Raw genomic sequence first — 12,469 nt, forward strand, 5'->3', positions numbered from 1 at the left:
CTTCTGTTACTTTACGATATTGATTTTTGATCCGTTGTCCAGGTTGATCTGTCCGCTTGTGATCACTTGCTCGCCGCCATTAAGACCGCTGATGATCTGAACTTTGTCGCCGTAAACTTTTCCTGTTTGTACCGTGATCAATTTCGCAGTTCCGTTTTGAACGATGAACAATTGACCTGAACTCACACCGTTTACGAAAGCTTCTGCAGGAACCGTCAGCATATTCTGAGTTTCTGCACCGTGATTGGTTTTGAAGACAGCTGTTGCGTACATACCAGCTTTTAAGTTTCCTTTATTTTGAATTTCGATTTCTACAGGGAAGTTTAGAGACGCATCACTTTTTGGAGCGATGAAAGTAATTCTACCACTGAAAGATTCATCCGGCAAAACATTGACGTTGATTTTTACTGTTTGACCAATTTGGATTCTTCCAACTTGACTTTCGTCCACCAAAACAGAAAGTTTAAGCGAATTGATATTGACGATTTCGAACAATGAAGTTCCTGTTGCCACTACAGCTCCCGGCTCCACCATTTTCTTGTTGATAGTTCCACTGATTCCTGCACGAACACTTGTGTCGTTCACTCTTACACCTTGCGCTCTGAGTGCGGCTTGTGCATTTTTAAGCTGTAATCTGGAATTATCCAACTGTTGTTTTGTAACACCTCCAGATTTGTAAGCATTTTCGTAACGCTGGTTATCCGCAATTGCATTTTGTAAATTATTTTGTGCCTGAGTCACATCCACTTCGATTGCATCTCTTTTGATTGTAGCCAAAACCTGTCCGGCAGAAACTCTGGAACCTTCTTTCACAAAAACGCTTACCACTCTACCAGCAATATCAGCTGATTGATTAGTTTCTTGTTTCGGGATGAATGTTCCGTTTGCGGAATAATCTGTATCAATATTGGTTCTGGAAGCCGTAACAACATTCACATTGATCTTGTCAACCTGTTTTGCTACCTCTTTTACTTCCGTTTCCTGCTTCTTTTTGTTGTCGGCAATTTTCCAAGCGGCCAAACCTATCAGTACAGCTGCTACGATGATATATATAAAAGTCTTTTTCATAGTTTTATTATGGATTTTGTAATGTATTAAGTTCCCCTTTTGCTTTGATTAATTTGATCTCAGCTTGTTTGTAATCTAATAATGAAGTGGTGTAATTCTGCTTTGCATCTGTCAATGCGTTTTCAGAATCCAGAACTTCTGTCAAAGTTGCCAAGCCGTACTGATAATTGGATTGAGTGTCTTTCTGTACTTTCTCAGCCAGCTCCACATTACCTTTCATACTTTCGATGTTAATAATCGAATTCTCCATATTCGTAATGGCATTCTTGTAATCCAGACTTAAGCTAAGTTGAGTTTCCTGAATATCCTGATCCAAAGATTGAATATCGATTTCTGCCTGTTGTATTTTAGACTTGGTAGCGCCACCTGTGAAAATCGGAATATTAATATTCAAACCAATCGCTGAATAATCGCTCCAAAGAACATCATTTTTCAGTCCGTTAGTCAAAGGAAATCTTGCACCTTGCCCGCCCCAGCCGTAGTTTGCCTGCAATCCAACGGTTGGATATAAGTAAGCTTCTGTTGCTTTTAAATTGTATTGAAGAAGTTCTCTGTTTTTATTCAAAACTTTGATTTGTGTACGATCATCAAGATTTACATTTCCAGCAATTAATTCCGGTCTTGGCTCGATGGATTTCTCTTCGAGTTCAATTTGTTTATCAATTGGAACGCCCATATAAAACTTCAAAGAATTTTTGGAAAGTTCTACTGCATTTACCAATTGTTGTCTACTTGCGCTGATGTTGGTCAATTGAACATTAGTTCTATCCAAATCAATTCCTTTTGCCAAACCGTTATCAACCAGACTTTTGATTACATTTCTTACTTTTTCAGTATTGTTGTAGCTTACATTTAAGGTTCTAAGATTCTCTTCCTGCACAAAAACTTGATAATAAGCCGTTGCTACATTTTCGATAATCTGCTCGTTTGAGAGTTGAGCATTAAGAACATAAAATTCTCTGGTAGATTTTGCAGCTTTAAGACCGGTAAAAACTCTTTGGTCAAAGATGGTTTGATTCAAGGTAACAACTGCACTGGAAACCCAAGGTTGTCCCAATTGCGCTCTGACTTTTTCTCCACCAAATTCCAAAAGTGATTCCTGAATGATCGGATTATAAGTCAAACCTGCAGTCGCACTTATTTGTGGAAGGGCTCCGGCTCTAGCTTCAGTTATTTTCAATTCAGCTCTTTTTATTTCAAGCGCAGCTTTTTTTGCTTCTGCTTTATTTTGCAAAGCCTGTTTGATGGCTTCCTGTAAAGACACCTGCTGTTGTGCAAAGGCAGATGAAGAGCCGAAAATCATAAATGCTGCAGCTACTCCTATTTTCAGCTTTTTTGCAGTTATAAGTTTTCTTTTCATAATTTAATTAATTCTTTTATTTTTAATTTCTTCTTTCTTATCTCTAATCATTTATGACGATCAGATTTTATAAATACTTTAAGGCTTTTTAATTATTTTTAACTAATTCTTAAAAAGCATTTTTAATATAATCTCTTTACGATCCGAAATCAACCTATCAAATTCCTTATTATCAATCATCATATTTTCCATAAATAAAGGTCTAATAGCACTTGGAAAGATCAAAAGTGAAATCATATTTATAATGAACTGGATAGGCTCCATTTTCTCAACATTTCCTAACTCCATTTCCTTTTTGATGTCTTTATATAATATTTCAAGATCTTCTTTTTCTACATCTCTTTTGTGGCAAGTTCCTTTATTAATCTGTGAAACAATGTAAGTTTCCAAATATGGATATTGCAGACTCGTCTGTAAACTACCTTCTATAAAATGTGTTATTTTCTCTTTGAAAGGAAGTTCGGATCGCATTATAATCTCAGACTTTTCCTTTTCTACTTTGTGCGCTTCATCAAAAACTATCTGCACCAAGTTATCTCTGGATCTGAAATAATAATTGATAAGCGTCCTGTTGACACCGGCTTCGTCTGCAATCTCTTGAGTCGTAGCATCAAATCTACCTTGAACAAAGAATAAATTCTTCGTTGTTTCCTTGATTAATTCCTGCGTTTGGTCTTTTTTTTCTTGTTTTGACATTTTTGTTAAACAATTTTGTGCAAATTTATATCAATCATTTGTTTTGACAAAATTGTTAAACAAAATAATTAAACATATTTGAAAAATTTAATACAAATTTAACATAGCCTACCTCACCTGCACTTTTCTTAGGACAAGATCTCGACGATAAAAATTAAATTAAAATCATTAACTTTGCCGATTGAAAAACAGTAATTTTTCTTTTAACATAATGATCAGAAATATTCTGTAAAACTCACATTCTCAAATAGAAATCATAACATTTTATCATCATAATGGAACTTATACACCGTAACCTTCTGATCGGAATTCACGATTGCCTACAGGAAACATTCTTCGAAGACAGAAAATATGCAGATAAAGTCATAGAAAGACTTTTGAAAGCCCACAGAAAATGGGGAAGCGAAGACCGACGCGTAGTTTCCGAGATTTTCTACAACATCATCCGTTGGAAGAAGCGTCTTGAATATTATATGGGCGAAAGTGTAAAGCCGACTAATGTTTATAAAATGATCATTGCATATTTGCTTTGGAGCAAGACGCATTACAAAAAATTCGAGGAATTCGACGGGATCAAAGTCGCTGATATTCTTACTAAATTGAAAAAAGGAACCGTTCCTACAAAAGCTATCGAACATTCAATCCCTGATTGGTTGGCTGAAACTTTGGAAAAAGAATTAGGCAAAAACTGGGAAAAGGAAATGATAGCTCTTAACGAACAAGCGCCAACAGTTCTGCGTGCCAACACCTTGAAAACAACACCAAGAGAATTAATAGCTGATCTGAATGATGAAAACGTAGAAGCTTTCACAATCAAGAATTATCCGGACGCTATTCAATTAGCAGAAAAGAAAAATGTATTCCTAACCTCAGCTTTCAAAGATGGATTCTTTGAAGTGCAGGATGCAAGCTCTCAAAAAATCGGAGAATTATTGGACGTTCAGGAAGGAATGCGTGTTGTAGACGCTTGTGCAGGTGCAGGTGGAAAAACTCTGCATTTGGCAGCTTTGATGAAAAACAAAGGCCAGATTATCGCTCTTGATATTTATGGATGGAAACTGACCGAACTGAAAAGACGTGCAAAAAGAGCAGGCGCTCATAATATAGAAGCCAGGCTAATCTCTGACAACAAAGTCATCAAAAGACTGCACGAGAAAGCTGACAGATTATTGATAGATTCTCCTTGTTCAGGACTTGGTGTTTTGAAAAGAAATCCGGATTCCAAATGGAAAATAGATCAGGCTTTCATAGACAGGATCAAAGGAGAACAGCAGCAGATTTTACAAGATTATTCTAAAATTCTAAAAAAAGGCGGACAGATGATCTATGCAACCTGTTCTATTTTACCATCTGAAAACAATGAACAAGTAGAGAAATTCCTGGAAAACAATCCCGATTTTACGCTTTTGAAAGATCAAAAAATCATGCCTAGCGAAGGCTACGACGGATTCTATATGGCACTCATCAAACGTAATGCATAAAAAAATCCTGACCAATTGCAATAATTGATCAGGATTTAAAAAACACAAATGATGAAGTAGCAAATTTAGATTAAAACGGAAAATAAAATCTTACCAAATGATAAGATTTATTTAAAATAAATTTTTTTCAGCAAAAAAAGTAATCTCAAATCGAGATTGCTTTTTTATCATATGATATACTATATTTTAGTTTTTGATAAATTTAGAATTAATAGTAACCTTATCTGAATATATCTTTATCAGATATAATCCTTTTGAAAGTTCGGAAACTATTATGCTCTTTTCATTTCCAGATTTTGATTTCAAAAGTTTCCCACTTGTATCATAAATCTCAATTTTAGAGATTTTCTGATCTGTTTGGATATTTAGAATATCAGATGTAGGGTTTGGATAAATCACTGTTACAAAAGTTCTGGTTTCCTGATTTCCCAGAACACCGCTTTGTGTAACCACAACAGTTTTTGAATCCACACCACCGTCTCCGCTGATTAAAATATTTGCAGAACGATCATTCCCGGAAGTATTGGTTTGAGCAGCCAGTGTCAGTTTTGCATCACCATTGCCAGAAACTGTGTTCAATCCATTTTTGCCCTGAGATAGTTTAAAAGCTGATAAAGTCAACCAATTTTGATCGCTTGTTGCTGTCCAATTGACATTATTAATCAAATTAAATTCGAATGAATTCGCATTTGCCGGATTGTTCGAAATTGCAGCATTTGTTAAAATCAAATAATTACTCATAGGCGTTAGATATTTCTGATCTAATGTGCCGAAAGTTGCAACATAAAGATTGGTTGCATTTTGATTATTAACTTTATAATTAAGAAAATTATTTTCGGCTGTAAAACCAGACACATTAATCTTGTCGTTTTCAATCACATCTACCAAAGGATAAGAAAGCATTCCTTTATCCGTAGTTTTATAATAAACTAAGTTTCCATTGGTATTTAGTTTCAGTAAAATTTTATTTCCATCTGTTGCATTAAAGGAATATTCTATGGCGTTAATAGTCACTTTATCCTTTACAGAATAATACATATAGATATTTTTATTCTCGTCCAGTCCGAAATTGGCGTAGTTACCAGAATTGCTGTTATTTGATTCCAGGGCTTTTTGCCAGATAACATTTCCACCTGTGCTTACCTTTGAAAAAAATGGCACATACGAATTGACACTTGAATAAGTTTTTGGAATATCTACTAAGTCTAAGCCTAAATATCTTGTGGCACTGGAATCACCATAATAATTACCGGAGACTATAAAATCTGTACCGTCAAAAGCGGCATTATTTGGCCACGCATAAGAAATATTATCGGCAGGCGCATTGGCATAGAAATTCTTTCCAAAAATCACATTTCCTGCATTATCGAATTTCAGCATTAGGTGATCCACACCGTTTATATTGGCAGGCACAGTAACAGAACCAAAAACATAATTTGCATATTCCCCTGTTCCGGCAGAAATGCTGTAAGGCTTGGTAAATACATACAAATTGTTCTGATTATCAAAAACCGGATTAAAAGAATAAAAACCAAACGCTACATTTTTATAATATTTGGAATACATCATATTTCCTGCATTTGAAAATTTGATAACAACAAGAGACAAGCCTCCATCCGCAGGAATATTAAAATTATCCACAGTAAGACTTCCTTCTGTTTGTCCCATCAGATAAATATTCCCTGCAGAATCAGTTGTAACCGCCATTTTGGACAGTCCAGACTGATTGATCTGTTTACTCCAAATCAATTTTCCGTTTTGATCCAATTTGATAAGGACTTTTGAATTGCCTGATGCGGTGTTGAAAGTTGTTGTATTTCCCTGTCCGTCAGAAAAAACGGAAGAGCCTCCTTTAATACCTGCAATGAAATAAAAATTATCGTTATTGTCTGTGCATGCAAAATCCTGGGAAATATTTAATTCGTCAGAATTATTGGCATTACTAAAGTTTGCTGTCCATTTCGTAGTTCCATCTGCGCCGAGTCTAGCAACATATCTTGAGAATACATTCTGACCAAGATTAAATTCATTATTTAAAAATTTACCTTTTCCCTCTGCCAAAGCTGTAAAGAAAATATCAGATTTATTAGATTTTAAATGCTTTTGGAATTGCTTGGAAAAACTACCGCCAATAGAACTGGTTTTCTGCTTTGTCCATAACAAATTGGAGTTATCAGCATTATATTGGGATGTGGTAAAAACCCGGACATTACGATTATCTGTTACCGTATATCCTTTGCTGGAGGCACTCAACCTAAAACCAAGCTTTACCAATTGACTTCCGGAAGAATAATCTCCAACATTATTATAAGACAATAGCGATACGTAATTGAGAATATCTAGCGAAGGAATAGTGGTAGTAGAAGTTCCATTTGGGTTTGTGTAATTGGTAGCAAGCGTAGATCCAACTCTGTTTGTAATATAATTGATTTGTTTAAAGTCGCCGGAATTACCGTAAGAAATTAATTTTGACGAACTCAAATCAGTTCTAATGCTGTAAATTCCTTCCTGGTTAATTGGTGATGATGAACGGAAAAAAGAAACCGCATCCAAATTAAGATCAACCTTTGCTACAAAATCATACAACCTTGTAATGTTATTATAATTTGCATTCGGATTGTAAGTAAAAGAAAAAGTTCCTGTCTCTGTCTTTAGATCAATAGCGCTTCTTGTGTAGAATCCTGTTAATAATAAAGATCCATCTGTAGAAATGGTAATATCCGAAACATCCGAATAGGATTGAAAAGAAGTGCTTTTAGCGGTTCTAAGAGATGACGTAAAATTTGCGTCTTTATCGCCTTTTACAATAAATCCCACAAAACTATCCGTGAAAAACTCTGATCCAAAAACAGCACCTGAACTGGTTGTAGAACCTGCCAAATACAAATCCTGACCTTTTACAGCTATCGTTTTTAATTCAACATTATTGTATAGATTATTATAAATCACACTACCGTCAGCATCATTCAATTTCAGCAGATGATTGCCTCCGTAAACAAAATAGGTATTAGAACCTTCTATTACACACTTTGTTTTGTAAAGAGAATTGTGTACATTTTCAAGATAATTGATCCAGACTGCATTTCCATTGTTATCAATTTTCATCAGAAAGGCATCTGCAGGATTAGCAGAAGTAATTATCTTGCTTCCTACCTTCACATTTCCCTGAAACTGCGCAAAAACATATACATTTTCATTAGTATCTACAAAGACACTTTTTGGACTTATCTTACCTCCATTTCCTGCATCAAAGGTTTTGAACCAGGCATTATTTCCGTTAGAAGCTGCAGATTTTAAAACGAATAGATCATCTAGACCTACATTGGCAGCAGAAAGATTATCAAAGCCAACTTCAGACGAATTAATAGTACCAATATGATAAACAAAACTATCCGTGTTTTCTACAATGGAAAGCCGACTTCCTTTAATTGTATTAAGCTGAATAAATCTAGTATTATCGGGAGCAGTCTGTGCAAATCCTTCATTGAAAAAAATACTGATAAAGAGGAATAACACAAATCTGAAAATTTGCTGAGAATAAAATTTCATGTCATATAATTGTTTTTTTGCAAATATATTTTAATTAAATCCTCGTGACCAAATTAATATCATAATTTCCAATTTATTTAAATAATATATAATCATTAAATTTGCCTCTCCAAATTATATTTCAATGTTTGAAACAGATATCATTATAATAGGTGCTGGTCCAACCGGACTTTTCACTGTTTTCGAAGCCGGATTACTGAAGTTAAGATGTCATTTGATTGATGCACTTCCTCAGCCTGGTGGACAATTGACGGAACTTTATCCTAAAAAGCCAATCTTCGACATTCCTGGATTTCCAAGTGTGGATGCCGGCGTTTTGGTAGATAATCTGATGGAACAAATCAAACAATTTGAACCTCAATTTTCTCTTGCTCAAAAAGCATTAAGTTATGAGAAAACCGAAGACGGACAATTCATCGTGACAACTAGTCGTAACGTCAAAGTAAAAGGAAAAGCGATTGCCATTGCCGGTGGACTAGGAAGTTTTGACCCAAGAAAACCGGAGTTGGAGAATATTGGAAAATTTGAAGAAAATGGTGTTGAATATTTCGTAAGAGACCCGGAAATGTTCCGCGACAAAAAAATCGTAATTGCCGGCGGTGGAGATTCTGCTTTGGACTGGTCGGTTTTCTTGGCAGATGTGGCATCTGACGTGACTTTGATTCACAGAAGAAACGAATTCCGTGGTGCACTGGATTCCGTAGAAAAAGTAACTGAACTGAAACATCAGGGAAGAATCAATCTGATTACACCGGCTGAAGTGACAGGATTGATTGGCGATGATAAATTAACCGGGATTGAAATCCAGAAAGACGGCGAAAAATCACTCTTAGAAACAAATTATCTGATTCCATTATTTGGATTGACGCCTAAGTTAGGTCCATTGTCAGATTGGGGATTGGAAATTGAAAAAAATGCGATCAAAGTGAATAATGCCTTAGATTACCAAACCAATATTGAAGGAATCTATGCAATCGGCGACATCAACACTTATCCGGGAAAATTAAAATTAATTCTTTGCGGTTTCCACGAAGCGACATTAATGGTTCAAAGTGTTTACAACAGAATGAATCCAGGCAAGAAATTTGTCCTGAAATACACCACTGTAAGTGGCGTTGACGGTTTCGACGGAACCAGAAAAGAAGCTGAAAAAGCGGTTGTAAAATCGATCGATTAAAATTAAAAATCATCAATATATTAAAAAGAGAATCCATTGTGATTCTCTTTTTTATTTGACCACAAAAAAATAAGTCCAAACTATCAGCAATATCTGAAAAGGTATTCTAAACCAAAGATAAGATAATCCGTTTCCTCCCAATTCTCCGGTGCGATAATCAATGCCTTTCCACGAAGCATAAATATTGGCAGGAAGCAACATTATAAAAAAAGCTATCAACAGGAAGCCTGCGACGAAACGCAGAGTAGGAAAAAAAACCGCAATAGCTGCCAATATCTCCAAAAGCCCAGTCAAATAAACCAACTCTACACGAAAAGGAACAAAACCAGGAAGCATCATCGCCATTCCTTTTGTGAAAATAAAATGCCCGACTGCCGTGAAAATAAGCATTCCAGCTAAAGCAATCTTTCCCGAAAGTTTATAATCAAAATATCCGTAAAAGAATCTGGTAAAGGCAAGAGCCGGGATGAAAATACAGATCAGAATCAATAAAGGTTTCATATTTTTTTATGCAAATTTATCTTCATTAAGACTGCAAAACAATGAACAAATGTTACTTAATCTGTTTCCGGATTCTGCTTAGCGACTGCGGTTTGATACCGATATAAGAAGCAATATATTTGAGCGGAATATTTTGGATGAGCTGTGGCTGTTGTTTCACAAGGTCTTCGTATTTTTTCTGAGCATTATCCTGCAACAGAGACAACTCTCTTTTCATTTTTTTGACGTAGAGGTCCTCCGCAATCATACGTCCTATTTTCTCTCCAACAGTCGTATTATCATAAATAAAACGCAAATCATCGTGAGAAATCTGCCAGAGAACACTATCCGTAATTGCTTCTATATTGTACCCGGAAGGCTGCCTGGAAAGGAAAGAATCATAACCGCTGACAAAGGAACCGGAAAATGCAAAACCAAATGTAAAATCATAATCTTCTTTTGGAATATTGAAGCGGACTATTCCTTCTTCTATAAAAGACAAAAAATTCTCCTGTTTCCCTATCTCTAGAATTACAGATTTTTTGCTGAATTCTTTTCGATTAAGCTTCGAAATGAACAAATCTGAATCTTCATCTGAGATATCAACTAAGGTCTTAAAATAGTTTTTGATATTTATCATTTAGTTTTAAAACAAATTTAAATAAAGTTTTGTATCAATCTCTTATCTTTGCACTATGTCAGACGTTAATATTACAATCATAGACAGAGACGGCGTTTCTCACACAATTCCCGCACCAACAGATATGGCGATGAGCCTGATGGAAATCGTTCGCGCCTACGAATTGGCACCGGAAGGAACTATCGGAATCTGTGGCGGAATGGCCATGTGTGCTTCGTGCCAATGTTATATCTTGAGTGAAAATGTTCCTCTGCCGGAAATGCTGCCGGACGAAGAAGCAATGCTGGATGAAGCTTACAATGTGAAACCTAACAGCCGACTGGGCTGTCAGATTCCTGTGACAGAAGAATTAGAAGGTTTGATTGTAGAACTTGCACCGGAAGCTTAATTTGAAATTACATTACATCAATAAAAAATAAAGCGAGAACAAAATTAATCTGTTCTCGCTTTATTTTTATTCAATTTAAAAATATATTATTCCAGAATAAATTTCTTAGTAATCACTTTCCCGGATTTGGTTTTGAAAACAGCTAAATAAAAACCAGCGTTAATTTTATTCAAATCGATTTTCCCGACAGAAAGAAGGTTTTTTGATTCCAATAATTGTTTTCCACTCGCATCTACAATGATTACAGAATCCACAGTTTCTTTTCCTAATCTGTAATTCAAAGCTTTGTCTTTCACAAAAATATCTATTGAATTATTTGTAACGTTTGATACAGCCAATACAGAACCTTTTGCAGTTTCGATAATGAATTCCAAACCGAGTTTTGCAAATTTTGCTGCGTGATTTGCACTGCTTCCCATATTGGAAAGTTTGTCATTTGTAGTATGAATGTTTGGATTATACTGTGAAAATGATGCTTCGAAAGGGAAAGCCGCATCGTAGCCATTATCTGCCCAGCTGAAATGGTCAGAACAACCGTAATTGCAGATCGTATTTCCGTAGGTGAAGGCATGTGTTCCTGTTTTGTTGTAATGCTCCATCAATTCTATCAAAAATAAATTAAGATCATTACTGTTATAGGGATCTGTCGTCAAATAAATATCTCTTGGAGAACCTTTGTAATTTGTCATATCAAACTGAACAAACGAAACCACATTTTTGCCATTCAGCGCATAATCCTGTGCAATTTCCGACGAGCCAACCAATCCTATTTCTTCCGCTGCAAAGGCCATAAACTCAACAGTTTTTGCTGGTTTATAATTTACATTCAAAAGAACTCGTATCATCTCTGTGATCGTTGCGACGCCAGATGCATCATCGTCCGCACCTGGTGCAATGGCAGTATTGTTGGTAATAGAATCCATATGCGCACCCACGATGATGAAATCTGCAGGAGCAGTGGATCCGTTAATTGTAAAAACCAAAGAAGGCATCGGTGTTCCAATGTGATTCACGATTCTTACTGAAACATCTGTTCTTCCGGAAGCGGTAATCAAACCCTGCCATTTTGTTTTCAAATCCTGAACTGCAGTCTGAGCTTTTGCACTGGTATGAAAACGGGTTCCATAATTTTCCAAAACCTGAATATGCATTTTGATATTATCCGCACTTACTTTCGCAATTGCAGAATTGACAGCAGCATTTTGGTCGATCGTAAAAGATAGAACTTTATTGGATTTTTTAGCTTTATTAATGGCAGATAACGCTTCTTCTTTTGAAGATTTGTAAACATAACCAGGGCCGTGCGTGACAACATTATGATGAAGAAACTCTGCCGCTTTTTCAGTAAGGAAAATGGCGGATTGATTTCCTGTCGCACCGATAATTTCAATTTCTTCGGGAAATTTTGCTTTCAGCTCTTTTGCATTTTCAGAATCTGTAGTGGCGTAGAACTTATCCGTCTGGGCAAAAGCCTGACTAAACACAACCATAGAAAATATAGAAAGTAGTTTTAATTTCATTGTTGATTAATTCTTTAACTTTTATTTCAGTAAAAATAATCAAATTCTTCAACAAAATACTGAAATTGTTATCATTTCGATTTCGGAGTATCCAATGACGTTATTTTGAT

General features: G+C 35.6%; 10 protein-coding genes. 3 read left to right on the forward strand and 7 right to left on the reverse strand.

Annotation, left to right across the window (positions count from 1 at the left end; genetic code table 11):
* Window positions 1-6: 6 nt before the first annotated feature.
* The 3 genes from OPU68_RS07565 to OPU68_RS07575 all read right to left on the reverse strand — a co-directional run bounded on the left by OPU68_RS07565 (window position 7) and on the right by OPU68_RS07575 (window position 3,124).
* Window positions 7-1,068, reverse strand: a complete 1,062-nt coding sequence (locus OPU68_RS07565) for an efflux RND transporter periplasmic adaptor subunit (RefSeq protein WP_498473419.1) — start codon at window positions 1,066-1,068, stop codon at window positions 7-9.
* A 7-nt stretch (window positions 1,069-1,075) separates the two neighbouring features.
* On the reverse strand, window positions 1,076-2,428 hold the full coding sequence (locus OPU68_RS07570) for a TolC family protein (protein WP_498473420.1): 1,353 nt from the start codon (window positions 2,426-2,428) through the stop codon (window positions 1,076-1,078).
* Window positions 2,429-2,530: 102 nt separating this feature from the next.
* The gene (locus OPU68_RS07575; protein ID WP_498473421.1) at window positions 2,531-3,124 is read right to left on the reverse strand and encodes a TetR/AcrR family transcriptional regulator; all 594 of its coding nucleotides are present in this window, start codon (window positions 3,122-3,124) and stop codon (window positions 2,531-2,533) included.
* Between the two features lie 275 nt (window positions 3,125-3,399).
* On the opposite strand from OPU68_RS07575, the gene OPU68_RS07580 reads away from it, so the two are divergent.
* Window positions 3,400-4,605: an RsmB/NOP family class I SAM-dependent RNA methyltransferase gene (locus OPU68_RS07580; RefSeq protein WP_498473422.1), complete on the forward strand. Its 1,206-nt coding sequence runs from the start codon at window positions 3,400-3,402 to the stop codon at window positions 4,603-4,605.
* Window positions 4,606-4,791: 186 nt separating this feature from the next.
* Here OPU68_RS07580 and OPU68_RS07585 read toward each other — a convergent pair whose 3' ends face one another.
* Complete coding sequence (locus OPU68_RS07585) at window positions 4,792-8,121, reverse strand: T9SS type A sorting domain-containing protein (RefSeq protein WP_498473423.1); 3,330 nt, start codon at window positions 8,119-8,121, stop codon at window positions 4,792-4,794.
* Window positions 8,122-8,278: 157 nt separating this feature from the next.
* On the opposite strand from OPU68_RS07585, the gene OPU68_RS07590 reads away from it, so the two are divergent.
* Window positions 8,279-9,331: an NAD(P)/FAD-dependent oxidoreductase gene (locus OPU68_RS07590; protein WP_498473424.1), complete on the forward strand. Its 1,053-nt coding sequence runs from the start codon at window positions 8,279-8,281 to the stop codon at window positions 9,329-9,331.
* Between the two features lie 51 nt (window positions 9,332-9,382).
* Here the strand turns inward: OPU68_RS07590 and OPU68_RS07595 are convergent, their stop codons facing one another.
* Both OPU68_RS07595 and OPU68_RS07600 read right to left on the reverse strand, forming a co-directional pair.
* On the reverse strand, window positions 9,383-9,832 hold the full coding sequence (locus tag OPU68_RS07595; protein ID WP_498473425.1) for a DoxX family protein: 450 nt from the start codon (window positions 9,830-9,832) through the stop codon (window positions 9,383-9,385).
* Between the two features lie 52 nt (window positions 9,833-9,884).
* Window positions 9,885-10,451 (reverse strand): Crp/Fnr family transcriptional regulator, encoded by a 567-nt coding sequence (locus tag OPU68_RS07600; protein ID WP_498473426.1) that lies wholly within the window; start codon window positions 10,449-10,451, stop codon window positions 9,885-9,887.
* Window positions 10,452-10,506: 55 nt separating this feature from the next.
* Between OPU68_RS07600 and OPU68_RS07605 the strand changes: the two genes are divergently transcribed.
* Window positions 10,507-10,839 (forward strand): 2Fe-2S iron-sulfur cluster-binding protein, encoded by a 333-nt coding sequence (locus tag OPU68_RS07605; protein WP_498473427.1) that lies wholly within the window; start codon window positions 10,507-10,509, stop codon window positions 10,837-10,839.
* A gap of 86 nt (window positions 10,840-10,925) precedes the next feature.
* Here the strand turns inward: OPU68_RS07605 and OPU68_RS07610 are convergent, their stop codons facing one another.
* Entirely contained in the window at window positions 10,926-12,359 is a 1,434-nt protein-coding gene (locus OPU68_RS07610; RefSeq protein ID WP_498473428.1) for a M20/M25/M40 family metallo-hydrolase, read from the reverse strand.
* Between the last annotated feature and the right edge of the window lie 110 nt (window positions 12,360-12,469).

This window comes from Chryseobacterium sp. TB1-D10 (genome assembly GCF_059803555.1).